General features: G+C 64.9%; 22 protein-coding genes. 9 read left to right on the top strand and 13 right to left on the bottom strand.

The features are described from left to right. Nucleotides 1-3: 3 nt before the first annotated feature. A complete protein-coding gene (locus OC537_RS19425; RefSeq protein ID WP_262113709.1) occupies nucleotides 4-1,041 on the top strand; it encodes an alkene reductase in 1,038 nt (345 codons plus the stop codon). Nucleotides 1,042-1,316: 275 nt separating this feature from the next. After that, a complete protein-coding gene (locus OC537_RS19420; protein ID WP_262113707.1) occupies nucleotides 1,317-2,225 on the top strand; it encodes a MarR family transcriptional regulator in 909 nt (302 codons plus the stop codon). A gap of 104 nt (nucleotides 2,226-2,329) precedes the next feature. On the opposite strand, the gene OC537_RS19415 is transcribed toward OC537_RS19420, so the two are convergent. The 3 genes from OC537_RS19415 to OC537_RS19405 all read right to left on the bottom strand — a co-directional run bounded on the left by OC537_RS19415 (nucleotide 2,330) and on the right by OC537_RS19405 (nucleotide 7,091). Next, nucleotides 2,330-3,280, bottom strand: a complete 951-nt coding sequence (locus OC537_RS19415) for a bile acid:sodium symporter family protein (RefSeq protein WP_111913118.1) — start codon at nucleotides 3,278-3,280, stop codon at nucleotides 2,330-2,332. Between the two features lie 96 nt (nucleotides 3,281-3,376). Further along, nucleotides 3,377-4,966: a peptide chain release factor 3 gene (prfC, locus tag OC537_RS19410; RefSeq protein ID WP_106887777.1), complete on the bottom strand. Its 1,590-nt coding sequence runs from the start codon at nucleotides 4,964-4,966 to the stop codon at nucleotides 3,377-3,379. Nucleotides 4,967-5,216: 250 nt separating this feature from the next. Further along, nucleotides 5,217-7,091, bottom strand: a complete 1,875-nt coding sequence (locus tag OC537_RS19405) for a GGDEF domain-containing protein (protein WP_262113704.1) — start codon at nucleotides 7,089-7,091, stop codon at nucleotides 5,217-5,219. A gap of 188 nt (nucleotides 7,092-7,279) precedes the next feature. On the opposite strand from OC537_RS19405, the gene OC537_RS19400 reads away from it, so the two are divergent. Then, nucleotides 7,280-8,284 (top strand): sensor domain-containing diguanylate cyclase, encoded by a 1,005-nt coding sequence (locus OC537_RS19400; protein WP_262113702.1) that lies wholly within the window; start codon nucleotides 7,280-7,282, stop codon nucleotides 8,282-8,284. 13 nt (nucleotides 8,285-8,297) lie between these two features. On the opposite strand, the gene viaA is transcribed toward OC537_RS19400, so the two are convergent. After that, the gene (gene viaA, locus OC537_RS19395) at nucleotides 8,298-9,752 is read right to left on the bottom strand and encodes an ATPase RavA stimulator ViaA (RefSeq protein WP_106884891.1); all 1,455 of its coding nucleotides are present in this window, start codon (nucleotides 9,750-9,752) and stop codon (nucleotides 8,298-8,300) included. 88 nt (nucleotides 9,753-9,840) lie between these two features. Next, nucleotides 9,841-11,448, bottom strand: coding sequence for an ATPase RavA domain-containing protein (locus OC537_RS19390; RefSeq protein WP_262113700.1), 1,608 nt, complete (start codon nucleotides 11,446-11,448; stop codon nucleotides 9,841-9,843). A gap of 226 nt (nucleotides 11,449-11,674) precedes the next feature. Between OC537_RS19390 and OC537_RS19385 the strand changes: the two genes are divergently transcribed. Next, entirely contained in the window at nucleotides 11,675-12,109 is a 435-nt protein-coding gene (locus OC537_RS19385) for a DNA polymerase III subunit psi (RefSeq protein WP_262113697.1), read from the top strand. Between the two features lie 98 nt (nucleotides 12,110-12,207). Next, nucleotides 12,208-12,657, top strand: a complete 450-nt coding sequence (gene rimI / locus OC537_RS19380; RefSeq protein ID WP_262113800.1) for a ribosomal protein S18-alanine N-acetyltransferase — start codon at nucleotides 12,208-12,210, stop codon at nucleotides 12,655-12,657. 92 nt (nucleotides 12,658-12,749) lie between these two features. On the opposite strand, the gene OC537_RS19375 is transcribed toward rimI, so the two are convergent. Then, nucleotides 12,750-13,292 carry a thioredoxin family protein gene (locus tag OC537_RS19375; protein WP_262113695.1) on the bottom strand — a complete coding sequence of 181 codons (543 nt, stop codon included), beginning with the start codon at nucleotides 13,290-13,292 and terminating at the stop codon, nucleotides 12,750-12,752. Between the two features lie 180 nt (nucleotides 13,293-13,472). Between OC537_RS19375 and OC537_RS19370 the strand changes: the two genes are divergently transcribed. Next, a complete protein-coding gene (locus OC537_RS19370) occupies nucleotides 13,473-15,263 on the top strand; it encodes an AMP-dependent synthetase/ligase (RefSeq protein ID WP_262113692.1) in 1,791 nt (596 codons plus the stop codon). Between the two features lie 75 nt (nucleotides 15,264-15,338). Here the strand turns inward: OC537_RS19370 and OC537_RS19365 are convergent, their stop codons facing one another. The 4 genes from OC537_RS19365 to OC537_RS19350 all read right to left on the bottom strand — a co-directional run bounded on the left by OC537_RS19365 (nucleotide 15,339) and on the right by OC537_RS19350 (nucleotide 18,883). Next, complete coding sequence (locus OC537_RS19365; RefSeq protein WP_262113690.1) at nucleotides 15,339-16,553, bottom strand: aldose 1-epimerase family protein; 1,215 nt, start codon at nucleotides 16,551-16,553, stop codon at nucleotides 15,339-15,341. 248 nt (nucleotides 16,554-16,801) lie between these two features. Beyond that, the gene (locus OC537_RS19360) at nucleotides 16,802-17,494 is read right to left on the bottom strand and encodes an aspartate/glutamate racemase family protein (protein WP_262113688.1); all 693 of its coding nucleotides are present in this window, start codon (nucleotides 17,492-17,494) and stop codon (nucleotides 16,802-16,804) included. 99 nt (nucleotides 17,495-17,593) lie between these two features. Next, entirely contained in the window at nucleotides 17,594-18,184 is a 591-nt protein-coding gene (locus tag OC537_RS19355; protein WP_262113686.1) for a LysE family translocator, read from the bottom strand. Nucleotides 18,185-18,286: 102 nt separating this feature from the next. Beyond that, a complete protein-coding gene (locus OC537_RS19350) occupies nucleotides 18,287-18,883 on the bottom strand; it encodes a LysE family translocator (RefSeq protein WP_106884898.1) in 597 nt (198 codons plus the stop codon). Nucleotides 18,884-18,999: 116 nt separating this feature from the next. Here OC537_RS19350 and OC537_RS19345 point away from each other — a divergent pair, with 116 nt between their 5' ends. Continuing rightward, nucleotides 19,000-20,373, top strand: coding sequence for a PLP-dependent aminotransferase family protein (locus tag OC537_RS19345; RefSeq protein WP_262113683.1), 1,374 nt, complete (start codon nucleotides 19,000-19,002; stop codon nucleotides 20,371-20,373). A gap of 29 nt (nucleotides 20,374-20,402) precedes the next feature. Beyond that, nucleotides 20,403-20,867, top strand: a complete 465-nt coding sequence (locus OC537_RS19340) for a hypothetical protein (RefSeq protein WP_262113680.1) — start codon at nucleotides 20,403-20,405, stop codon at nucleotides 20,865-20,867. A gap of 105 nt (nucleotides 20,868-20,972) precedes the next feature. On the opposite strand, the gene OC537_RS19335 is transcribed toward OC537_RS19340, so the two are convergent. From OC537_RS19335 to OC537_RS19325, 3 genes are all read right to left on the bottom strand, one after another. Next, nucleotides 20,973-22,286, bottom strand: a complete 1,314-nt coding sequence (locus OC537_RS19335) for a sodium-dependent transporter (protein ID WP_262113678.1) — start codon at nucleotides 22,284-22,286, stop codon at nucleotides 20,973-20,975. A 420-nt stretch (nucleotides 22,287-22,706) separates the two neighbouring features. Then, nucleotides 22,707-24,020 (bottom strand): sodium-dependent transporter, encoded by a 1,314-nt coding sequence (locus OC537_RS19330; RefSeq protein ID WP_163137774.1) that lies wholly within the window; start codon nucleotides 24,018-24,020, stop codon nucleotides 22,707-22,709. A gap of 212 nt (nucleotides 24,021-24,232) precedes the next feature. Continuing rightward, nucleotides 24,233-25,072, bottom strand: a complete 840-nt coding sequence (locus tag OC537_RS19325; protein ID WP_262113675.1) for an isopenicillin N synthase family dioxygenase — start codon at nucleotides 25,070-25,072, stop codon at nucleotides 24,233-24,235. A 198-nt stretch (nucleotides 25,073-25,270) separates the two neighbouring features. Between OC537_RS19325 and OC537_RS19320 the strand changes: the two genes are divergently transcribed. Beyond that, nucleotides 25,271-25,834, top strand: coding sequence for a DUF2799 domain-containing protein (locus tag OC537_RS19320; protein WP_106884903.1), 564 nt, complete (start codon nucleotides 25,271-25,273; stop codon nucleotides 25,832-25,834). Nucleotides 25,835-25,848 lie beyond the last annotated feature (14 nt).

Below are 25,848 nucleotides of genomic sequence, written 5' to 3'. Positions count from 1 at the left end.
TGCATGGATACCCTGTTTCAACCTTACCGCCTCAACGGCACCCTCACCCTCGCGAATCGCTTCATGATGGCCCCCCTCACCCGCTGCATGGCGGGCCCGGGACTGGTGCCGACCGCGCAGATGGCCGCCTACTATGGCCGCCGCGCCGACATAGGCCTCATCATCTCCGAGGCCACCATCATTCGCCCGGACGGCCAGGGCTATCCCAACACCCCGGGGATTTACAGCCCTGAGCAGATCGCAGGCTGGAAACAGGTCACCGAGGCCGTGCATGCCAAGGGAGGCAAGATCTTCGCCCAGCTGTGGCACGTGGGTCGCCTCTCCCACCCCTTCTTCCACCATGCCGAGGTGCTGGCACCGTCTGCGGTCGCCCATGAAGGCACAGTGCCGCGCATGCGCGAGCTGGTGTATCAGGTGCCCCGCGCCCTGACGGTGGCCGAGATTGGCCAGCTGGTCGAGGATTACGCCCAGGCCGCCGCCAACGCCATAGAGGCGGGCTTTGATGGTGTGGAAATCCACGGTGCCAACGGCTACCTCATCGACCAGTTCCTGCACCATTCGAGCAACCTGCGCACCGACCAGTACGGTCAGACCCCGGAGAACATGAGCCGCTTCGCCCTGGAGGTGGTGGACGCCATCAACGCTCGCATCGGCAGCGAGCGGGTAGGCCTGCGCCTCTCCCCCGGTGCCTATGTCCATCTGGCGGGCAGCCCAGCAGATCGCGCCGTGTTCGATCATCTGCTGGCCGAGCTGAACAAGCGTGACCTGGCCTATCTGCACCTCGGCATCTTCGATGACAGCCTCACCTTCGACTACCTGGATGGCCGCGCCTCCGACTACCTGCGCGCCCACTACGACGGCCACCTGGTGGGGGTCGGCAACTACAGTGCCGAGACCGCCGCCGAGGCGATCAAGGCGGATCGCTTCGACCTCATCGCCATCGGTCGCCCCCTCATCGCCAACCCGGATTACCTGAGCAAGCTCAAGGCCGCCGAGCCCCTGGTGCCCTACTCGGAGGCCATGCTGGCGGAATTGGTATAAACCGCGCCGCCCCCTGAGACAGCTCTGTGGCAGGCACCATGCTGTCGAAGCTGGTGTAAGTCGCCAGATCCGAGCCATACACAGGCCGGGCCGCCGTTGCCCGGCCAGCTTGTTCCTGACCAAGGATGGGATCCGCGCCCTGGCGCGGGTTTCCAATGTTTGGGCCCCTCTCCCGGGCCCTTTTTTGTACCCGTCTTTTGCCTCGGAAAATAGTTGCCATCAACAACCAGCTGGCTATATTGGTTGCAGGTAACAACCAGAAGGACACTCACAAGATGGATCCCCGCCCCCTGCGCGCCCTGTCACGGGAACTGGTACGCGAACTCGGCATGCTCTCCCAGCAGTGCGGCTCCCTGGCCCTCAGCCCCCTGGAGGCACACCTGCTCATCGAGCTGGAGAGCGGCCCCGCCACCAATCAGCAACTGGCCGAACGGCTGCGCATCGACAAGTCCAATGCCAGCCGCCCCCTGGCCCGCCTCGCAGAGCGGGAGCTGATCGCCTGGCAGCCCCACCCCTCGGACGGGCGCAGCAAGCAGGCGACCCTCACCGAGCAAGGATGCGCGCAACTCCATGATCTACATCGGCAGATGGATGAGGCCATGGCCGAGACCCTGGCCCAGCTCGCCCCCGAGGAGCGTGAGCGGCTCTGGGAGGGCATGCGCCTCTATCGCAGCGCCCTCTCCCGCGCCCGCCGCCAGCAGGGCTATCGCATCAGGCCCATAGCGCCTGAGGACAATGCCGCCATCGCCGCCGTGATCCGGGCCGTCTCCGCCGAGTACGGCCTCACCGCCGACAAGGGTTACGGGGTGGCGGATCCCAATCTCGACGCCCTCCATGAGACTTATCAGGGCGAGCAGAGCCGGTATTGGGTCATAGAGGGGCCGGACGGCGCCATTCTCGGCGGCGGCGGCATAGCCCCCCTGGCGGGGGAGACAGGGACCTGCGAGCTGCAGAAGATGTACTTCCTGCCCGCCCTGCGCGGCCTGGGGCTGGGGCGGCGGCTGGTGCTGCAGGCCCTGGCGGAGGCACGTGCCCTCGGATACCTGCGCTGCTATCTGGAGACCACCGCCGATCTGCGGGAAGCCACCAGCCTCTACGAGTCGCTCGGCTTCGAGCACCTGCCGGGCCCGCTGGGTTGCACCGGCCACGACGCCTGCGAGATCTGCATGGTGCTGGAGCTCTGAGCCGCCCCTGAGCCCGTCCCATCTCTTCTGCCCCTGTCACGGGAAAGAGGGGCAAAAAGAGACCCCGCCGCAGCGGGGTCTCTTGCATGGCGCCAGGGCAGGCCTCAGTGATCCTTGACCGCCGCCCCGGTTTGCCGCTCGGCGAGAAGCAGTGGCCGCCTTGCCCAGAAACCGGCGAGCAGGGAGCCCGAGAGGTTGTGCCAGACCGAGAACAGGGTGCCCGCCACGGCGGAGGCCGGGGTGAAGAACTTCATGGCGAGGGCCGTGGCCAGCCCGGAGTTTTGCAGCCCCACCTCGAAGGCGATGGTGCGGCAGATGCGCTCATCGAAGCCGAGCCATCGGCTCACCCAGTAACCCGCAGTGATGCCTATGCCGTTATGGAGGATCACCGCCAGCGCCACTATGGGGCCTATGGCGGCGAACTGGCCGGCATTGAGGGCCACGACGGTGGCGATGATCAGCACTATGGCCACCATGGAAACCAGCGGCAGCAGAGGCTCTAGCCTCGCGGTCAGGGAGTGCAGCCAGACGTTGGCCAGGACCCCGATGACCACCGGGATCAGCACTATCTTGAGCAGGCTCAGCAGCATGTCCAGCACGGGGACATCGACGCTCTTGCCGGCCAGCAGTTGCACCAGCAGCGGGGTGATGATCACCCCGAGCAAGGTGGAGAGCGCCGTCATGGTGATGGAGAGGGCCACATCCCCCTTGGCGAGGTAGCACATCACGTTGGAGGAGGTACCACCGGCGACGCTGCCCACCAGCACCATGCCCACGGTCAGCTCGGCATCGAAGCCGAGCAGCAGGCTGATCAGCAGGGCCGCCAGCGGCATCACGCTGAACTGCAACACCAGTCCCAGTCCGATGGCCCTCTTGTTGTTCACCACGTCGAGGAAGTTGGCGGGGCGCAGGGTCAGCCCCATGGCCAGCATGATGATGGTGAGCAGCGGCACTATCTGGGTCTTGAGGTCGACGAACAGCGCTGGCTGCCAGTAAGCCAGCACTGAAAACAGCAAGGCCCAGAGCGGGAAGAGGTTGGTAATGCGTCCAAGCATGGTGATCTCCTGATCTGAAATAGAACGCGGGCAAAAAAAGAAGGCCCGCGAGGGCCTTCTTTTATATCAGCTTTTGCCGTCTGGGGGCGCGCGTTATCAATGCTCGCGGGTCTGGCGGAACTGAACGTCCGGGTGACGCTCCTGGGCCAGGCGCAGGTTGACCATGGTCGGGGCTATGTAGGTGAGGTTGTCACCGCCATCCAGGGCCAGGTTGACCTCGTTCTTGCGCTTGAACTCCTCGAACTTCTTGACGTCTGTCCCTTCCACCCAGCGGGCGGTGGAGACGTTGACCGCCTCGTAGATGGCCTCGACGTTGTACTCGCTCTTCAGACGGGAGACCACCACATCGAACTGCAGCACACCGACGGCACCGACGATAAGATCGTTGCTGATGAGCGGGCGGAACACCTGCACGGCGCCCTCTTCGGAGAGCTGCACCAGCCCCTTGAGCAGTTGCTTCTGCTTGAGGGGGTCGCGCAGGCGGATGCGGCGGAACAGTTCGGGGGCGAAGTTCGGGATGCCGGTGAACTTGAGATCTTCACCCTGGGTGAAGGTGTCGCCGATCTGGATGGTGCCGTGGTTGTGCAGGCCTATGATGTCACCGGCGCAGGCTTCGACCGCCTGCTCCCGGTCACCGGCCATGAAGGTGACGGCATCGGAGATGTTCACGTCCTTGCCGATGCGCACGTGGCGCATCTTCATGCCCTTGGAGTAGGTGCCGGAGACGATGCGCATAAAGGCGATACGGTCCCGGTGTTTCGGGTCCATGTTCGCCTGGATCTTGAACACGAAGCCGGAGAACTTCTCCTCGGTCGCCACCACTTCGCGGCTCTCGGCCTTGCGCGGCATGGGGGACGGCGCCCAGTCGGTCAGGCCATCCAGCATGTGGTCGACACCGAAGTTACCCAGCGCAGTACCGAAGAAGACCGGGGTCATCTCGCCGGCGATGAAGGCCTCGTGATCGAACTCCGGAGAGGCGCCCTGCACCAGCTCCAGTTCGCCGCGCAGCTGGGCGGCCAGATCTTCACCTATGGCGGCGTCCAGCTCCGGGTTGTTCAGCCCCTTCACCACCCGCTTCTCCTGGATGGTGTGGCCCTGACCGGTCTGATACAGATAGGTCTCGTCCTTGTAGAGGTGGTAGACCCCCTTGAAGGACTTGCCGCAGCCGATGGGCCAGGTGATGGGGGCGCACATGATCTTCAGCTCGCGCTCCACCTCGTCCATCACTTCCATGGGATCGCGCACTTCGCGGTCCAGCTTGTTCATGAAGGTGAGGATGGGGGTATCCCGCAGCCGGGTCACTTCCATCAGCTTGCGGGTCCGGTCTTCGACGCCCTTGGCGGCATCGATGACCATCAGGCAGCAGTCGACCGCGGTGAGGGTACGGTAGGTATCTTCGGAGAAGTCCTCGTGACCCGGGGTATCGAGCAGGTTGACCAGGCAGTCCGCATAGGGGAACTGCATCACGGACGTAGTGATGGAGATGCCGCGCTGCTTCTCCATCTCCATCCAGTCGGATTTGGCGTGCTGACCCGAGCCACGGCCCTTGACGGTACCGGCGCGCTGGATGGCCTGTCCGAACAGCAGGACTTTTTCGGTGATGGTGGTTTTACCCGCATCCGGGTGCGAGATGATCGCAAAAGTGCGTCTCTTGGAGACTTCACTCAGAAATTCAGCTGACATAATTCGACGTTCTTCTATTGAGCGGCGGCCTGGAGCCACCGTGGGAATAAATGCGGGACAGCACCTTGGGATCAGGGCTCCCATGCAGACAACGACGCCACGCAGCCGGGTCATGGAACCCGCAGGTGGAAAAAGGAGGAGCGCTGCGTTACATGGGCCTTCTCGCCTGAGTCAAAGCAAAATTGCGCGACATTATACCCGCGCGAGTGAAAAATACCCAGCCCGGCATGAGGGGCTAGAGGGCGGTTCGGGATCAGGCCGCCTTCACCACCCGGTTGCGCCCCGCCAGCTTGGCGCCGTACATGGCCTCGTCGGCCCGGCGGATCAGCTCCCCGAGATTGTCATCCTCTGCCTTGTACTCGGCACAGCCGATGCTGACGTGGATGGGGTGATCCTCAGGCACTCCCTCGATGACGAGGCGGGAGACCGCAATCCTGACCCGCTCCGCCACCTCGGCCGCCTCCTCAAGCTCGGTATCGGGCAGCAGCACCAGGAACTCCTCGCCGCCGTTGCGCCCCACCCTGTCCAGGCTGCGCAGCTGATCCTCGATGCACTGGGCCACGGCGGTCAGCACCAGATCGCCGACGTGGTGGCCCAGCCGGTCGTTCACCTTCTTGAAGTGATCTATGTCCAGCAGCAGCACGCACAGGGGCTTGCCGCTCTCGCGTGCCTGGCTGAACCATTTGCGCCCCTTGGCCTGGATCTGACGCCGGTTGTGGATGCCGGTGAGCTCATCCGTCATGGCGAGGTGCTGCATCTTGCGGGTGCGGCTGCGCTGATAGAGCACCAGTACCCCCATGACCAGCAGCGACAGGACCACCACCAGATATTGCCAGTAGCGCCGCTCCTGCAACTGCTTGAGCTTTTCTGCCTGCAACTGCTGGCTGGATCTGAGGGTCTGGTTCTCCAGCTCCTTGCGCGCCAGATCGAACTCGAAGCGCATCTGCAGGGCCCGCTGCTCCCGCAGCCGCTGATCCAGTGCATGACGGGTCTGCACGAAGGCCTTGAGGCTGGCCAGGGCCTCCGCGATCCGTCCCTGATGTTCCAGCACCCGGGCGCGCACCTCGTGCACCCAGGCGAGGAAGCGCAGGTTCTGCTCCCGGGCAAAAATCGGCTCGGCCTCGTCCAGGTGCCGCAGCGCCTCGGCCGGTTTGCCCATGGCATCCAGCGCGGTGGCCATGACGATGTGCCAGTGGCCTAGAGTCACGCTGTCCGCCCCCTCCCCCTGATGCAGCAAGGTGGCGGCCTGCTCCAGCTTGGCCATGGCCTGCGCCGTCTTGCCCTGCCTGAGCAATATGGTGGCCAGCTCTATCCTGCTCCAGGCCAGCACACCGTCCTGCCGCTGCGCCTCATAGTAGCGCTCGGCCTCCACCATCAGGGGCAGCGCCTTGTCGTACTCTGCGGTGTCCACATAGAGCAGCCCCTGCTGGGTGTGGATATCCACCAGCCGCTCCTGATCCCCCAGCGTCCGGTAGTCGTGCTCCAGCTCCTGGAAATAGCCCTCGGCCCGCTCGAAGAGTCCCATCCGGCGATAGGCATTGGCGATCCTGGCCAGCACCTCGCGCCCCTTGCTCTCCAGCCCCAGGGTCTCGTAACGGCGATGGGCATCGATAAGCTCCATCAGCCCTTCGGCCAGCTCCCCTTGGTAGGAGTACATCTCCCCCCGCAGGCTGAGGATGTCGGCCCGTTGCCGCTCATCCCCCAGCCTGCGCGCCAGGGTCAGGGCCGCGTCGTAGTCCTGCCGCGCCTCGTCCATGTTGCCGAGCAGTTGCTGATGATAACCGCGACAGGCGAGCAGGCCGCTCTCGGTGACCCTGTCCTTGCGGCCCCTCACCTCAGCCAGCGCCTTGTCGGCAAACTGCACGGCGCGCAGGAACTCCTCGTCCCGCTCGCTCGGCTGGGCCCAGCACTGCAGGCGGGCGATGCGCCCCTGCACCTCGGGCGGGTAGTCATCGACGTGAGCAACCAGGGCGGCGACACGGTCGCGAAATACCTGCAGGGGCGGGGCATCATCTTCCAGCTGCTGCAGCTCCAGGGAGAGCGCGGGCTCGGTCAGCCGGGGGTACACTCCGAAGGCGGGTGTCACTCCCAGCCATAACAGCAGGCTAATGCCCGTCAGGATCTTCATGCAGATTCAGTCTCCCCGTTCGATGGCCCGGACGCCGTGCCCACCGCCCCAATCATATCCCTCCTTGTCATGGGCGCACAGCCACGGCATGCATTGCCGTGTCAGCGCTCACTCCTGCTATCTCATTCTTTACAGAAGGAAAGTCTGCATCGACTATAAGCGAACTGACACAAGGGAAGGGATGATGAATGACCTACGAGGAGCTGCGGGAGGCTTACGACAGGTTATTGCTGGAGAACGAGCGCCTCAAACGCATCGCGGATGACGCACGGGAGAAGCTGGATGCCGCCATGGACGGCACAGGCCTGTGCATCTGGCAGAACCATGTTCCCACCGGCAAGCTCATCATCTTCAACCGGCGCTGGGGATCCATGCTCGGCTATCAGCCCAAGGAGCTGTCCGCCCACTTCGACATCTGGCGTGAGCATCTGCATCCGGAAGACAGGGAGCGGGTGCTGCAGGCCTTCTTCGACCACCTGGAGGGCAAGAGCCCCTTCTATCAGGTGATGCACAGGATGATCGGCAAGGATGGCAAGACCACCTGGGTGCTGGACCGCGGCCGGGTGGTGGAGCGGGATGAAGAGGGCAACGCCGTGCGGGTGATGGGCACCCACATCGACATCACCCACGAGAAGGAGTACGAGCAGCAGCTGGCCCTGCTGGCCCACCGGGATCCCCTCACCGGCCTGCTCAATCGCACCGCCATGCACCGCCAGTTCCCCGGGGAGCACAGGGCCATCTGCTTCATCGATCTGGATGACTTCAAGCAGGTGAACGACAACCTGGGCCACCGCGCCGGCGACGAGCTGCTGGTGGCCATCAGCCAGCGCCTGCGCGCCTGCTGCGGCGACGACATCCGGCTGGGTCGGCTCGGGGGGGATGAGTTCGTGCTGCTGCTGCCCTGGCCCAGCGAGGATCCAAGGACCAGCCACCTGGCCCGTCAATGCGTCGACACCATAGCCACCCCGTTCGAGCTGCCCAATGGGGAGGCGGCCGTGGGCATGAGCATGGGGATAGCGGCCATCCGGCCCCAGGATGACTTCAGCACGGCGCTGGCCCGGGCCGATCAGGCCATGTACAGGGTAAAGCGCAGCGGCAAACGGGGATTCTATATCGCCAGGCCGAGCGGCCAGCCGCTGCTGGATCAGGATCAGGTCAGCGAACGGGGCCTCTACCACAGGCAAGGTGGCTGACGCCGACCTGCCCCTAGCTGCGTTGCCAGCGCCTCAGCAGCCGGCCCCGCAGGCCACAGTCCAGCAACCAGCTGTTGTCGAACACCCGCAGGATGGCCGACTTGGCGTGCCTGGACATGGCGACGGCGTGGAAGCGGGTCTGCTGCGCTCGCCGCCGGTTCATCCGATCGAGCAGGGCATGGGGCAGGCTCTGGGCGATGAAGTCGGAGATCACCAGCACGTCCGCCTTGGCAAAATCCGGTTGCTCCAGCTGCACCAGCGCCTGCTCCAGGCAGGGCACCAGATCGGTGCCACCGTGGAAACTCATGGAGAGGAAGCGCTCCGCCTTGTCCAGCCCCGTGTCTGCGGTGATCTCCAGGGTCGCCACCTCGGTGGAAAATAACATTAGATAGCAGCCCCGCTTCTCGTCCATCGCCAGCTTGAGCAGGGCGAGGAAGAGCGCCTTGGCGCACTCCTCCGGATAACCCCCCATGGAGCCCGAGGTATCGACGCAGACGATGAAGGGGCCCCGCGGTTGCACCTCCTGCCCGCCCTGCTCCGGGGAGCGCTGCATCAGCCGCTGGCGCGGCAATGTGCCCCGAGACTGATAGCTCAGCAGGCGCCGCTCCAGATAGCGGCGATAGAACTCCAGCTCCAGCTCCGGCAGGGCCAGCATCACAGCCTCGCTCGGCAAGAGCCGCATCAGATCGCTGGCCGGGTGCACCCCCACCAGATCGTCAGGCACGTCGTCGGTCTGCACCTCTTCCAGCTCGTGCATGGGCACAGGGGGCAGCGTCCGGGTGTCGGTCCGCCGATCCCGCTCGCTGCGCCCCAGCAGCGCCGCTATCTCCCCCAGCAGGGGTTCGCGCTGCAACATGCGGGCATATTGCTGCACCAGCACCAGGCTGCGCTTGTGCCAGCTGCCCTGGGCCAGATCCCAGAGTCCACCCGCCGAGATCTGGTGCGGGTCCAGGGCGTCGGCCAGGGTCCTGTTCGCCAGCAACTGATCTTCTATCTCCTGGCGCTGCTTCTCCCGCTCCGCTTCGGCGATCTGCTGCTGCAACTGCAGCAGGCTACCCACCAGGCTGGCCCGCCACTTCTCCACGAACAGCTGACGCAGCCCCTCGGTCGGTTGCACCATGATCTGGCGCACCAGGCTGCGGGCATCCCCGGCGAAGGGGCTGTGCTGCTCCAGCGCCTCCAGCAGGGCCGGCAGCCGCCCCACCAGCTCGGGCAGGGGCAGCAATCTGTGGGACTGATAGAGCAGGTACTCTCGTTCGAGGGCCACCGGCACCGGCTTGTGGCGCATCTCCTCGCCGAGCTGCTCGCTCCAGTGCTGGATGCGTTTTTTCAGCAGCTTGCCCTGCAGCGGGGAGCGTTTGAGGAATTCGGAGATCTTGGGGGTGGACGCCAGCAGCAGTGCCATCTCCCCCGCCAGCTCCCCCTCACCTATGAGGAGCCCCAGATCCATCATGCCGATCTCTAGCATGGGCACTTCCTATGCAAGGGACGCACAAAGCCATGCTGCCGGTACGGCAAGCGGCCAGGCGCTTGGGGCCACGTCAGTCCAGAGAGCATCAGGCATCCAGCCTGGGCAGGCGATCCCGCCACTGCTGCAGCTCCTCGCCCAGCCGCTCCAGATCCCGGTTCAGCACGAAGAAGCTGTCCTCCACCTGACGCAGCCAGTGCTCCCCGACAAAGAGATGGGGCTGGTGACGATCGAACAGGCTGCGCTGCCCCTTGAGGCTCTGCTGCACCCGGACAACCTGGCTCGCCAGCTCACCGAGCTCGGCCTGCCAGGGTGCCGTCACCACCTCGGGGATGGGGGTTCGCTCCACCAACACCAGGGGCACGGGCTGGCGCTGGACATCCAGCACGTGCAGCCGCAGCTGTTCGTCGAGCACCAGCTCGTAGTGCCCCTCCTTGGGGTTGCCAAGGGGCCAGCCCACCAGCGCCTCCCCATTGGGGTGCCAGTGGGAGAGCAGGGTTCGATCGAAGGTGAGGGTCTCGGTCAGCCGCTCGGGATCCCCCCCATCCAGGGGTGCCGGGGTGAGCAGCTGGAAGTGCACCTGCTTGCCGAAGGGTTTGGCGTTGGCCAGCGGCAACTCGATGCCGCGGGCGCGGCGGCCGAACCACTGCTTGCGCTTGACCGCCTTGCAGGCGAGGCGCTGGGCGACGGCCCCCCTCAACTGCTTGAACCGCTCGCGCAGGGCCAGCAGCTCGCGGGTCAGCACCAGTTGCTGGTAGCCGTAGAGACGGGAGAACTCGCCGATCATCTCCAGCAAGGCGGTGCGGGAGGCCTCGTCGTGCCAGAGGCAATCCTTGAACAGCAGCAGATCCAGCGGGGCCACTTCGTCGCGGCCGTTGAAGAAGGCGCTCGCCTTGATCAGCCTCACCGCCTTCTTCCAGCGCCGATCCGACACATAGCAGCCGTGACCCAGCTGGCTGTCGAGCTGCTGGCGCAGCTGGTAGATGAGCTCGAAGCAGGCGTCGGGCAGGCGCACCTGCTCGATCTCCTCCTGCCAGGCGTCGTACTCCTCCCCCCGGATCTGCACCGAGGGGGGCAGGTTCTGGTGGGATTGGCCATCGCTCGCCAGCATGGCCTGGAAGTTGGATTTCTCCTGCACCCTGTCCATCCAGATCCGCACCAGCATGCGATCGTAGAGCGCCTCCAGCCCGCTGTCCGGGGCGGGCAACTCGTTGGAGGCGGTCACCAGCAACCGCATGGGAATGGGGTGCTGGCTGTCGCCGTTGCGGAACTGCCGCTCGTTGATGGCGGTGAGCAGGGTGTTGAGGATGGCCGGGCCCGCCTTCCAGATCTCGTCGAGGAAGACCACCTCGGCCTCCGGCAGGTAGCCGTGGGTCAGCCTCAGGTACTTGCCATCCTCCTTCAGCGCCTGGATGGAGAGGGGGCCGAACACCTCCTCCGGCGTGCTGAAGCGGGTCATCAGGTATTCGAAGTGGCGGGCATCGTGAAAGGCGAGCTTGAGGCGCCGCGCGATCAGGCTCTTGGCGATGCCGGGTGGGCCCAGCAGGAAGACGCTCTCGCCACTCAAGGCCGCCAGCAGGCCGAGCCGCAGGGCATCCTGGCGCTCATAGAGCCCCTCCCCGAGGGCGGCCAGCAGCCGTGGCAGGCGCTCATGGATGGGGGTGGCACGAACAGTATTCTGGGCTAAAGGCGGCATAGGCACAGTTCCGAAGCTTGTATTGTCATCAGTGTCCGCGGGGTCCGGCCTCAGGCCCCGCCTCACTGTCATGGTCTGTTGAATCTGTTCATCCCGCGATCGGGGTCGGGATCCTGCACGGCCCTGGCGGGACAATCCCGGCACGCAAGGGGGTGCAGCAAAACCTGCGAGAGTGTACTCTGCGCATCAGAATTTACCCCAACGCAGATCAAGAGTGAGCCTTCGCATGCAAGATCCCCTGCTGGACCCACTGCGTCAGCGCATCCTGGCCAGGATGGGCATCCCCCTCTGGCAACTGAGAGCCCGGGGCCTGCCAGGCAAACCGGCAGAAGCTGCTACAACCCGGCAGCCGCCGGTGACCCTGGCGGCAGAGGATGCGGCGACCCCACGCCAGCCGCTGGCGGTGCCGACCGGCAAGCTGTGGCTGCAGGCCGAGGCGCTGCCCGCGCCCTCCCTGCTCGGGGATATCTGCCAGTGGCTCGGCATAGGCACGGACGAGGTCTCCTTGCTCGGCGAATTGCCCGAGGGGATGACGCCCCCCCTGCTCTGGCTGACGGCCCCGGATCCGCGCTGGCCCCATGCTCTCGTCTGCCCGCTCAAGCCCAGCGCGGCGCACAAGCGCGCCCTGTGGCAGCAGTGCCGGCAGCGCCAGCCCGGTTGAAGCGGCCAGCCGCCAAATCCCTTGAAGCCACGACCATGGCATGACCATGCCGTCCGTCGCAAGTCCGAATCCCGTCCGGAGTAACCATGTCTGACCTCTTGCCCAGCTTTCGTCCCCTGCTCGAATCCGATTTCGATGCCATCTACCCCATAGAGCAGGCCGCCCACCAGGAGCCCTGGAGCCAGGTCAACCTGCTCTCCTGCTTCGGGCCGCGCTATCTCAATGGCCTGATGCTGGTGGAAGGCCGCCCCGCCGGCTTCTATATCTCGGATCTGGTGGCGGGAGACAGCTCCCTGATGAACATCTGCGTGCACCCCGAGTTTCAGGGCAAGGGGCTGGGCCGGGCGCTGCTGAAAGAGTATCTGGCCCGCAGCAAGGGGAAGGGGGCCGAGGCCTGGTTCCTGGAGGTGCGGGCGGGCAACCGCACCGCCATCAGCCTCTACGAGAGCGAGGGGTTTGCCGAGTATTGCCGCCGCGCCGACTACTATGGCACCGGCCAGGATCGGGAAGACGCCGTGCTGATGTCCCGCCTGTTCGACTTCGGCTGATTCCCCGGCTTGGGCCAGGAGGCCATCCGCAACGGACAAGGGGACTATACCGTCCCCTTGTCGCTCTCTCATCCCGACACCCCGGTCGCCCCTCAGGGCAGGGGGGCATTGTCGATGGCGGGATCCTCCAGGCTGAGGGTGACCCTCAGCACCGCCTCGAAGGCCGCCCCCGAGAGCGGCATGAAGAAGCCGCGCCCGTAGGTGACGCCGGGCATCCAGATCTGCTGGATATCCACCACCACCTTGATGGGCCTAAGCGGCTCCCCCGGTCGCTGCACATAGATGCCGGGCGCTGTCGCCACCTGCGGGAAGCGCCGCAGTATGTGCTCGCTGCCATCCCCCGCATCCGGGTTGAGCCGCACCTTGGCCAGCCCCGCCAGGGCGGATTGCATCTCGGGGGCGCGCCACAGCTCGCTATTGAGTGCCTTGCAGCGTCGGCATTTGGCGCGCTCTATCACGTAGAGCAACGGGTATCCTTCCCTGAGCGCCAGCCGCTGCGCCTGCTCATAGCCCTCGGCCCCGCTCAGCCAGGGATTGTCCTGCCCCTCGGATCCACCAAGGACAAACCAGAGTGCACCGGCTCCCGCCAGCAGCAACAACATGCCCGTCAACAGACTCTTGACTCCGATCCCCATGGCGCACCTCCCTGAATGAATCCGACCCTTGCCCTTATCATGCCTGACTCTCCCTGAGTTGACGACTTTGTGATCCAGGACAAATGGCGCACACTTGTAAGCTGTAATGTTAGAGTTTAAACTCCAGCCCCGATTTTAGTGCCCCTGCGGGCGCACAACTGTTACTTGAGGATGATTTAGATGTCGCAGCTTCATCTGGTTAGAGTGATGCGTGAGCGTATTGCCCGCCTTGGCAACAAGGCCGCCCTGCGCGTCCAGCAGGATGGCCAATGGCGCGCCATCGGCTGGCGTACCCTGGGACAGGCCATGGACTACTGTGCCCAGGCGCTGATCCGCGCCGGCCACCAGCCCACCGAGATGGTCGGCATCTATGCCCGCAACATGCCGGAATGGACCCAGGCCGATCTCGGCATCCTGGCCGCCCGCGGCGTCAGCGTGCCCATCTACCCCACCAGCACCCTGGATCAGTTGCGCTACATAGTGAAGGACGCCGGCATCAAGCTGCTGTTCGTGGGGGAGCAGCCCCAGTTCGATCAGGCGCTCCTGCTGCTCGAGAGTGGCGAGATCAACCAGATAGTCACCCTGGACGGCACAGTCGATCTGCGCGGCTGCGAGCAGGCGAGCCACTTCCAGACCTTTCTCTCCTCCGGCAACCATCAGCCGAGCGAGCTGGCACTGCGGATGCGTGAACAGCACTACCGCATGGATGATCTGCTGACCCTGATCTACACCTCGGGCACCACGGGTGAACCCAAGGGGGTCATGCTCGACTTCAACAACATCGCCGCCTGCTTCGAGATGCACGACCGCCGCCTGGATCTTGGCGAGCAGGACGTGTCCCTCTGCATGCTGCCGCTCAGCCACGTGTTCGAGCGCGCCTGGAGCTACTACGTGCTCTATTGCGGCGCCGAGAACGTCTATATCCGCGACCCGCAGAAGGTGATGGATGTCATCGGCGAGGTGAAGCCGACCGTGATGTGCGCCGTGCCGCGCCTCTACGAGAAGGCCTACGCCATGATCCAGGCCAAGCTGGCCCAGGCCCCGCGCCTGCGCCGCGCCCTGTTCGGCTGGGCCACCGGCGTCGGCAAGCGGATGGTCGCCACCCGCCAGGCCGGCAAGTCCGCCTCCCCCCTGCTCTACCTGCAGCTGGCCCTGGCCGAGCGGCTGGTGTTTCGCAAGCTGCGTGCCCGCTTCGGCGGCCGTACCCGCTTCCTGCCGGTGGCGGGCGCTCGCCTCGCGGACGACGTCAACCTCTTCTTCCAGGCCATGGGGCTCAACCTCAAGTACGGCTACGGCATGACAGAAACCACGGCCACCGTCTGCTGCTACGAGGACAGCCAGTTCAAGCTGGGATCCATCGGCACCGTCATGGACGGCATAGAGGTCAAACTCGGCGAGAACAACGAGCTGCTGGTGCGCTCACCCACAGTGATGCGCGGCTACTACAACAAGCCGGAGGCCACGGCCGAAGTGATGACGGCCGATGGCTTCCTGCGTACCGGCGATGCCGGCGAGCTGGACGACGAGGGCAACATCTACTTCACCGAGCGTCTCAAGGAGCTGATGAAGACCTCCAACGGCAAGTACGTGGCGCCGCAGCTGGTGGAGGGGACCCTCGGCAAGGATCGCTTCATCGAGCAGATCGCCATCGTCGCCGACGCCCGCCACTTCGTCTCGGCGCTGATAGTCCCCTGCTTCGAGTCCCTGGAGGAGTACGCTCGCTCCATCAACCTGCAGTACCAGTGCAAGACGGAGCTGCTGCGCCACTCCAAGGTGGTGGAGTTCTTCGAGGCTCGGATCGCGGATCTGCAACAGGAGCTGGCCAAGTTCGAGCAGGTGAAGAAGTTCACCCTGCTGCCGAGCGCCTTCTCCATGGAGCTCGGGGAGATCACCCCCACCATGAAGCTGCGCCGCAAGATCATCGAATCCAAGTACCAGAGCGAGATCGAGGCCATGTACAGCCATGTCTGAGCCCAGCCACGGCTGATCCCTCATCTGGCATGAAAAAGCCGCTCATGGAGCGGCTTTTTGCTGTCTGCCTGCCACTCAGGGCAGCTTGACCAGGGGTTGCTCCCGCAGCTCTGTGGGGCGGCCGGCCTGGATCTTATCCACCTGGGCCAGGGCCTGCTTCACCTCCTCCCCATTGCGCAGCAGGCGATAGGTCAGATCGAAGGTCTTGGTCTCCCCCGGCTGGATCCTGGGAACCAGCCCCAGCGGACGCTGGTACTTGGTGCTGTAGGCATAGCTGGTGCCGGGCTCTATGCCGGTCACATAACCCTGAGCCCGGGTGTCTGTGTTCTTCCACAGGGTCAGCACAGGCAGCTGGTGCGTGTTGTAACCCACAGCCACCCCGACGTTGCCCGCTTTGTTGTTGAGCACCGCCAGGGTATTGCCCTCGGCATCGCTGTAGGGCACCAGGTTGAACACCATCTCGTCGAAGCCCTTGGTCGGCCCCAGGTAGGTTTGCCAGCCCTTGAGCCCCGCCTTGGCGTAGTCGTTGAACGGGGAGATCTGCTTCACCGGGGTACTGACCCGCGCCCCCTCCTCCAGGATGGGCGCCCCGAAGTTGCCGTGATAGATGATCTGGTACTCGTTCTCGTAGTCGGCGTGGTTGGTCAGCTTGTCCTGCAGGGCAAACTCCGCCTGACCGGGAACCACGCTCAGCTGGGTCCAGGTGACCAGCTCGCTCATCTTGAAGGTGCGCTCGTCCACCCGGCCCCGCACGTGGATGGCGTGGGGCGGCTCCTCATCCACTGTCACGCTGACCACTGAGGCCGGTATGTTCTGCACCCGGCCGTGCAGGCTCTTGAGGCGGCCGTCGTCATCCACCCCGGGGTGGCCTGTCCACTCATAGCCGCAACGTACCAGCATCTCGTTGAAGCCATCGAGCCAGCCGAGACCGGCGCGGCTCTCCAGATCGATGAAGGCCGGGTTGACCACCTCCTTGACCGGCGAATCCCAGCCGAGGCGCACATCGGCCCCCTTGACCTCCTTGATCCCCATACCACGGGTCGGCACCAGGGTGATCTTCATCACCCCGTTGTCGACGATGAGCAGATCCACCCCCTCCTGACGCCCGCCGTGCAGGCGCTTCTTCTCGATGGAGAAGGGTACCGGACTCTTGATCCCCAGCTTGTCGCTGGTGATCTTCCAGTCCCCCACATCCAGCCCCTGCTGGGAATCGGTCAGCAGGTATTCGGCGGCCTGGCCCGAGCTCGCCCCCAGGGCGAGCAGCACGGCAATGGAGAGTCTCTTCAACATGGCTTTATCCTCGTGTCTCTTGTTCTTGTGAGTGGTTTTCGTGAAAGCTGAATCGTTTCAGTTATCGAAAACTAGGCCCCTGACGCACCAGACTCAAGGGACAAAAGAGGGAAATGTGAGCCGTTTGACAATAAAAGCGTCAATCGGCTTGCTGAAGTGAAGGCTGACTCACAGTCAGGATCGGGGGGATGGCGGGCAGGAAGGAAGAGGGAGGCGCCGGAGCACCTCCACGGGATTCTCTCTCTGCCCTACTCCAGCGCCCACGCCACGGCGGCGTCGGCGTGAATGGCGGTGGTGTCGTAGAGCGGCACTGCGGCCTGACACTCCCCCACCAGCAGGGCGATCTCGGTGCAGCCGAGGATCACCGCCTGAGCCCCGGCCCGGGCCAGTTCGGCGATGATGGCCAGATACTCGGCCCGGGACGACTCGCGAATGTCGCCGAGGCAGAGCTCGTCATAGATGATGCTGTGCACCCGCTCCCGCGCAGCCTCCTGCGGCACCAGCACCTCCAGCCCGAACAGCTCTTGCAGCCGTCCCTTGTAGAAATCCTGCTCCATGGTGAAGCGGGTACCGAGCAAGCCGACCCGGGTCACCCCGTCGGCTTGCAGACGGCGGGCGGTGGCGTCGGCGATATGCAGCAGCGGGATCTCGATGGCGGCTTCGATCTCGGGGGCCACCTTGTGCATGGTGTTGGTGCCTATCATCAGGAAATCGGCGCCACCGGCCTGGATGGCCCTGGCCTCGGCCGCCAGCAGACGGGCGGTGGCGGGCCAGTCACCGGCATGTTGCAGCCGCTCTATCTCGGCAAAATCGACGCTATTGAGCAACACCCGCGCCGAGTGCAGGCCGCCGAGCCGCGCCCGCACACCCCGGTTGAGCGCCTGGTAGTAGCTGACGGTGGACTCCCAGCTCATGCCACCCAGCAGACCGATACATTTCATAACCGCTCCTTTTCACATCGGGTGACGGCCACCCACAGACAAAAAAGGCCCCGAAGGGCCAACAAGACAGCCGGTAAAGGCTCAGGCTCAGGCCAAGGCCTAAATCCAGATCATCAGCACGCAGGCCGCCGTGGCGATCCCCATGCCGAGGTTAAAGCGACGCCAGCCTTTGGCGGTGCGGATGAGGCGGCGCACCTGGGCACCAAACAGCACCCAGAAGGCCCCGGTATAGAGGCCGGTCACGAAGAAGATGCCGAGCACCCAGCCGGCGGACGGCCAGTAAGCCTCCCCCGCCAGGGTGAAGCCGCTGATGGCGGAGAGCGCCATCATCCAGGCCTTGGGGTTGAGCAACTGCAACATGGCCCCCTGATGGGCCGGGATGAGCGGCCGACTGCCATCCGCCGGGCCGCTGGCGGTGGCCACCTTCCAGGCCAGCCAGAGCAGGTAGGCCGAGCCCACCAGCTTGAGGCCGTCGTGCAGCAGCGGCACCTTCTCGAACACCACCCCCAGCCCCAGGGCCGTGGCCAGGATCATCAGGTTGATGCCCCCTACCACACCCACCAGCAGGGGGATGGAGCGGCGAAATCCCTGAGCGGCCCCGGCGCTGGTGAGCAGCATGTTGTTGGGGCCCGGGGTGCCACAGGTGATCAGGGCAAAGCCCGCCAGGGGAAACAACCAGTTCAGATCCATCTCAACCTCATTCAGATACGGCAAGCCTCCTAATATGCAGAGCCAGCGCCCTGACGACAAGGTCAGCAATGCATTTTCTTTGCATGAATAATCAGGCGGTCATTAATACCAGAGCATCACCACGCACAGGGCGGTGAGCGCGCCCAGGCTGCCATTGAGACGGCGCCAGCCTCTGTCCGAGTTGATCCAGCGGCTGAGCTGATGACCGAACAGCACCCAGGCGAAGCAGACCGGCAGCCCCGCCATGGGGAAGACGGACATGATGCCCCACATACTCGCCCAGTAGTCGCTCCCCGGCAGGCTGAACAGACTGATGGCGGAGATCCCCATCATCCAGGCCTTGGGGTTGAGGAACTGAAAGCCCAGGCCTTCCAGCAGGGTCAGCGGGCGGGCGCGCCTCGCCGGATCGCCGGGAGCACCGGCCACGGCGATGCGCCAGGCCAGCCACAGCAGATAGAGGCTGCCCAGCACCTGCAGGCTCAGCTTGAGCAGGGGCCAGCGCTCGAACAGCGGATAGAAGCCGAGCGCCAGCACCAGTTGCAGCACCGGCTGGCCCACCACCACACCTATCAGGTGCGGCAGGGTGCGGCGCACCCCGAAGTTGGCACCGGATGCCGTCAACATCAGATTGTTGGGCCCCGGGGTGCCGCAGGTGAGCAGGGCGAAGCCAAACAGGGTGGCATACCATTCAATGGTCATGAGGTGACTCCTTTCTTGCCACATTGTATCGGTACAATGTGAGCTATCGGGTTGTTAACAGGCTGATTATCACGCTATATTGGGGACAATATTGGATCAATGGATTTATTGTCACCATGACAATCTGGACGCCCGACCTCACCCCCTTCGAGGGCCCCCTCTACCTGAAACTGGTCAAGGCCATAGAGCAGGCCATTGCCGATGGCGCCCTGCCTCCCCAGACCCGGCTGCCCACCCACAGGGCGCTGGCGGACCGGCTGGGAGTGACTGTGGGTACCATCACCCGCGCCTACACCGAAGCCGAGCGGCGAGGTCTGCTGGCGGCCAGGGTGGGTCATGGCACCTGGGTCAGGGCCGCGGCGGATCCCGCCAACGAATGGGTGATCCGCAACGAGGACAACCAGCGCATCGAGCTGTGGCAGAACTTGCCGGTGCAGCTGGACAGGGCCGCCATCATCAAACCCATGCTGACCGAGCTGGCGGACGGGGATCTCAACGGCCTGCTCGGCTATGACAAGGAGGCCGGGCGTGCCCCGCAGCGCCAGCTATTCGTCGACTGGCTCGCCGAGCAGGGCATCCGGGGGAGCGAGGAGAGGCTGCTGTTCAGCCATGGCGCCCAGCACGGCATCATGCTGGCCCTGCTGGCCACCGGCTGCGTGGGGGAGACTCTCTTCTGCGAGGGGCTCAGCTACCCCGGCATGCTGGGCAATGCGCGCCAGCTGAAGAATCAGGTGATGGGGCTGGCGATGGACGAGGAGGGGCTGATCCCCGCCGCCCTGGAGGCCGCCTGCCGCCAGCGGCGAGCCAAGCTGCTCTACCTGACCCCCACCCTGCAGAACCCCACCACGGCCACCATGAGCCTAGCGCGGCGAGAGGAGATAGTCGCCATCGCACGCCGCCATGATCTGCTGATCGTCGAGGATGACGTCAACGGCCTGCTGCCCGAGGTCTCGCTCCCGCCCCTGGTCAACCTGGCGCCGGAGCGGGTCATCTACCTCGGCAGCCTGGCCAAGATCGCCTGCGGCGGCCTGCGGGTCGGCTTCGTGCTGGCTCCCCCCGCCCTTCGCAACGGCTTCGCCCAGGCGATGCGGCTGTCGAGCTGGATGGTGAGCCCCCTGCTCATCGAGCTGGCCTGCAAGCTGGTGAGCCAGCACCAGATCATGCCGCTCATCGAGCAGCAGAGACGGGTCCTGGCGCGTCGGGGAGAGCTGCTGCGCCACCTGCTGCCGGGGGCCCGCTGGCAGCCGGGCTCCATGCACGCCTGGCTGCCGCTGCCCGAACCCTGGCGCAGTCAGGAGTTCGCCGAGGCGGCCAACACCCTTGACGTCGGGGTCGCGAGCGGAGAACACTTTGCCGCCGGCCAGTTTGCCGCTCCGCAAGGGGTGCGCCTGAGCCTGAGCCAGCCCGCCACCGACGCCCGGGTCGCCGAGGGGCTGGAGCGCCTCGCCGGGCTGCTGCGCGCGGCGCCGCCCACCAATCCCCTGCTATAGTCAGTGGCCCTGATCCCGAAGGAGTGACCATGCTGCCCGTCCGCCCCGCCCTGCTGCTCATCACCCTGTTGCTGGGAGGCTGCGCCTCCCCCGCACATCGGCAGCTGGGCCAGGCCTTGAGTGGCCTGGAAGGGGAGTTGCAGCGGCTGGAGGAGGAGCTGGCCGCCATGAACGGGCTCCACTATCAGAGGGCCATCGACGCCCCCCTGGCCCTGCGCCGCTACCTGAGCGCCCCCTCCCCCACGGCGGAGGGCCTGGTGCCCGCCCAGAGCCAGCTGCAGGACGGCCCCCTGCTGCGCTACGACTACCGCCTGCCTGCGTCCATGACCCGGCTGCCCACGGACAACCCCTGCCTGCGCTACGAATTCGAGCTGCGCCACCTCGGTCGCCTCGGCCAGCTCGAGCTCGCCTGGCAGGAGAGCGGCCATCAGGGCAGTCAGCTCATCCGCCAGCGCGACTGCCCCTTCTCCGCCAAAGGGCCCGGCCTGCAGTGATCCCGCCCCAGATGTGATCAGGGGTTGGCCTGTGGCCAACCCCTGTGTTCATCTACGACTCGATCCGCTCGACTCAGGACTCCGGCATCCGCCACAGGGCGACGGCTAGATCAGACCCCGCACCAGGATACCGGCGATCAAGAGCGGCGCCACCAGCCGCCAGCACCAGAGCAGGCACAGACGCAGGGCCGGGGAGAGCCCCTCGGGCAGTATGGTATCCCCCAGTCGCCAGCCCAGCAGCAGGGTCAGCACCAGGCCGAACAGCGGCATCATCAGGTTGGAGGTGAGGTAGTCCAGCAAGTCGAAGAGGGTCTTGCCAAACAGGGTGTAGTCGGCCCAGGGACCGAACGACAGGCTGACCGGAATGCCGGAGGCCATGATCAGCAGGGTCAGCACCCGGCAGGCGCCACGGCGCGACCAGCCCCACTCCTCGCAGGTGAAGCGCACCAGGTGCTCCAGCATGGAGATGGAGGAGGAGAGCGCCGCCACCAGCAGCAGCAGGAAGAAGACCACCCCCAGCCCCTGACCGAACGGCAGGTGACTGAACACGGCGGGCATTGTCATAAAGGTGAGCCCTGGCCCGGCAGTGGGGTCTATGCCGGTGGAGGCCAGCGCCGGGAATATCATCAGCCCAGCCAGCACGGAGATGAGGCTCGCCAGGGTCACGACCCAGACGCCTGAGCGCAGCACTCCTTCGCTATTGGGCAGGTAGGCGCCGTAGGTGGTGTGTACCCCAAGGCCGATGGAGAGGGAGAAGAAGGCCAGCCCCAGGGCATCCAGCACGCTCTGGCCGGTCAGCATGGAGAAGTCCGGCAGCAGCAGCTGGCGCACGCCCGCCATGGCCCCCGGCATGGAGAGACCCACCCCCACCAGCAGCAGCATCATGACGAAGAGCGCCGGCATCATCCAGCGCAGCGCCCGCTCCACCCCCTTCTGGATGCCCCCCTGCACGAACCACCAGGTGAGCCCGGCGAACACCAGATGGGTCAGCACAGGCCACCAGGGATGGCTGACATAGCCGTTGAACAGGGCGGTCAGCGCCGAACCCTCGCCGAGGTTGAGCTTGCCCATCACCGCCAGCGCCGCATAGCCCACGGTCCAGCCCCCCACCACGCTGTAGAAGCTGTAGATGAAGAAGCCGCAGAGGATCCCCATGTAACCCATCCAGCGCCAGTTCGGCCCCACCAGCCGGTGGAAGGCGCCGAGCACCCCGCGCTGGCTGCGGCTGCCGAGCAGGGTCTCCCCCACCAGCACAGCCACCCCCAGGGTGAAGCTGAACAGCAGGAACACCAGCAGGAAGGCGCCGCCGCCATTGGTGGCGGTCACATAGGGAAACTTCCAGATGGCGCCGAGGCCGATGGCCGTGCCGGCCGCCGCCAGCACATGACCGAGACGGGAAGACCACTGAACCTGGCTCATACAACCTCCGGGGAAGACAACATCGAATCGATACTCCATGGATAAGTGCAACCTGGGTCGCAACAAAAAGGCCGCCCGGGGGCGACCTTTGCAATGAACATTCAGACTGAGTGCGCGTGCAGGGTCACCTCTCTTGCGAGCGGAAAAATCGGCCGAACCGGGCGATGAGGGGTGACATGCTATGGGTAACCTGGACGCAAAAAAGGAGCCACAGCCTAAACCACGGCAAGAGAAGTTGACAGCCAATAGTCCATTTTTGCCCGCAATACAGAATATTTACCAACATATATGCCAAGTGGTGAATAAAAGTTTCAACAAACCTCTATTTCATGGATTTTTCGAGGCAGTCAATCCTGCCGGCGAGGATGCCCTCTGAGCCCGGGTAACGGGCGGGCCCGGGGCCCACCCATGCGGCAGGGGTTACAGCAGACCCCGCACCAGGATGCCGCCGATGAGCAGGGGCGCCAGCCAGCGCCAGCAGCCCATCAGCAGGGTGCGCCAGTGCGGTGCCAGCCCCTGGGGCAAAGCCCGCAGGCCCAGTTGCCAGCCCAGCAGCAGGGTGAGCGCCAGTCCGAACAGGGGCATCATCAGGTTGGAAGTGATGAAGTCCAGCAGCTCGAAGATGTTCTTGCCAAACAGGGTCACCTGCGCCCAGGGGCCGAACGACAGGCTGACCGGGATGCCCCCCGCCATCACCAGGGCGGTGATCAGGCTGCAGGCCGCCCGGCGCGACCAGCCCAGGCTCTCGCAGACGAAGCACTGCAGATGCTCCAGCAGGGAGATGGAAGACGAGAGCGCCGCCACCACCAGCAGGGCGAAGAAGACCACCGCCAGCCCCTGGCCGAAGGGCAGTTGCTGGAATACGGCCGGCATTGTCATGAAGGTGAGGCCGGGGCCTGAGGCGGGATCTATGCCGGTCGCCGCCAGCACGGGGAAGATCATCAAGCCCGCCAGCACGGCGATCAGGCTCGCCAGCAGCACCACCCAGAGACTGGAGCGGCCCACCCCTTCGCTGGAGGGCAGGTAGGCGCCATAGGTGGTGTGGATGCCAAGGCCTATGGAGAGGGAGAAGAAGGCCAACCCCATGGCGTCGAGCACACCTGACATGCCGAGCTTGCTGAAGTCCGGCATCAGGAAGTGGCGCACCCCGGCCATGGCATTGGGCAGGGTGAGACCGAAGGCCACCAGCAGCAAGATCATGATGAAGAGGGCCGGCATCATCCAGCGCAGGGTACGCTCCACCCCCTTCTGCACGCCCCCCTGCACGAACCACCAGGTGAGGGCGGCGAACAGCAGGTGGGTCAGCACGGGCCAGAGCGGATCCCCCACGTAGTCGTTGAAGCGGGCGGTCAGCGCAGCGCCATCCCCCTGTTGCAGGCTACCCGCCAGCGCCATGCCGGTGTAGCCCAGGGTCCAGCCCCCCACCACGCTGTAGAAGCTGAAGATGAGCAGGCTGCACAAGAGCCCCATGGCGCCGACCCAGCGCCAGCGCTTGCCCATCAGCTCATCGAAGGCCCCCACCACCCCGCGCCGGGTCAGGCTGCCGAGCAGTGTCTCCCCCATCAGCACCGCCACCCCCAGGGTGAAGCTGAACAGCAGGAACACCAGCAAAAAGGCGCCGCCACCGTTGGCGGCAGTCACATAGGGGAACTTCCAGATGGCGCCGAGACCGACCGCCGAACCTGCGGCGGCCAGGATATAACCGAGCCGGGATGACCATTGGGACTGCTTCATGGGAACTCCAATCGAGGGGCCCGCCAGCGGGGCCCGGAATGGCGCTCAGAGTACGCCCGGGGGCGCGCAATCACTCGGCAAATATCCGTCTTAAAACTGCCTTATTGGCATAAGTTGCCAATAAAATTCGGATAACCAACCAATCGTGCCACAAAATAAAAACCGGAGCGTTTTTGCTCCGGTTCTTGCTGTCATGAGTGTGCGTTTTGGGACTAGATGACCCCCAGCTCCCGCAGCCGCTCCATCAGGTAGCTGTGGGCTGTGTGGCGCTCGGACAGCACCACGTCCGGGCGCGGATGCAGGAACAGCGGCAAGGAGATGCGGGATTTGCTGACGCTGCCGCCGGTCGGGTTGATGACGCGGTGGGTGGTGGAGGGGTAATAGCCGTGGGAGGCCTCCTGCAGCATGTCACCTATGTTGATGATGAGGGTACCAAAGTCGCAGGGCACGTCCATCCACTCCCCGTCAGAGCCCTTCACCTGCAGGCCGGGCTCGCTCGCGGCGGGCAAAATGGTCAGCAGGTTGATGTCTTCATGGGCCGCGGCGCGGATGGCCCCCGGCGCTTCGGTGCCGTCGAACGGCGGATAGTGCAGCACCCGCAGCAGGGTCTTCTGGCTATCTTCAATCATGGAGGAGAGCGGGCAGCTGTAGTGGGCGGCGATGTCCGCCGGAGTGTATTGCTCCACCCAGGAGAGCAGCTCGGCGGCGAGATCGTTGGCGAGGCGGTAGTACTCCATCGCCTGCGCCCTCAGCTCTTCCGGCATCTGGCCCCAGGGGTAGAGGTGGAAGTACTCCTTGATGTCCTTCTGGGTGTTGCCCTTGGCCACCTCGGACACCGAGGGCGGGAAGTAGCCGTCCTGGGTCTCGCGGTTGAACAGGAAATCCTGCTTCTGCTCGCTCATGAAGAAGCGATACCAGTTGTCATAGATGGACTGCACCAGCTCCTTCGGGATGGGGTGGTGGGTCAGCACCCCGAAGCCGGTGGTGCGCAGGGATTCGGTGAAGCGCTCGGCCGCGTCGGGGGAGCGATAATCGACGGTCAGGACTTTCATTGTTTTTGTTACGTGCCAGTTAAAAGTAGGCGCAGTTTACCCTGCCTCCCCCGGCAAGAAAAGGTCGCCGGAAGCCCGTTCACAACGGCTTGAAAATAGTGATAAAAACATCATGATACGGCGCCCTCGCCCGGTGCTTGTCCCGGGCGGGCTTCCTCTTCTAGAATGCCACACCATCCTTGCTGTCGGAGCCCCTTCATGTCCCCCAAGATCCTGCTGTTGACCCTCCCCCTGCTGCTCGCCGGGTGCAGCTCCCTGTCGGAGGAGGAGTGCCGCGCCATGAGCTGGTACAACCAGGGTTATCAGGACGGGGAGCAGGGCAAGACCCGGACGGCCACCCGTGACTACAAGCAGACCTGCGGGGAGTACGGCCTCAGGGTGGACGAAGACGAGTGGCAGCGCGGCTACGCCAAGGGGCTCGAGCTCTATTGCATCCCGGAGCTCGCCTACAGCAAGGGGCGGGAGGGGAACGAATACCTGGGGGTCTGCCCCAACGACACCAGCTTCCTCACCCAGTTCGAGCGCGGCCGCAAGGAGTTCCTGCTGGAGCAGCGCCTCGGCGAGCTGCAACAGGAGCTGGAGCGCACCGAGCGGACCATCTATCAGCTGGATCAGCAGATCCGGGGCGAGAGCGACAGCAAACAGCGGGACTACTACCGGGCCCAGCGCGAGCGCGCCATCCGCCACTACGAGGGGGTACGCCGCGACTACAACCGGATCCGTTTCCCGGATCGGGTGATCCAGTTCTCCTTCGGGAGCTGACAAACAAGGGGCCG

Source organism: Aeromonas sp. Marseille-Q5825, from assembly GCF_946892685.1.
Taxonomy (GTDB): domain Bacteria; phylum Pseudomonadota; class Gammaproteobacteria; order Enterobacterales; family Aeromonadaceae; genus Aeromonas; species Aeromonas rivipollensis.
This window is presented reverse-complemented; position numbering and strand designations above follow the sequence as displayed.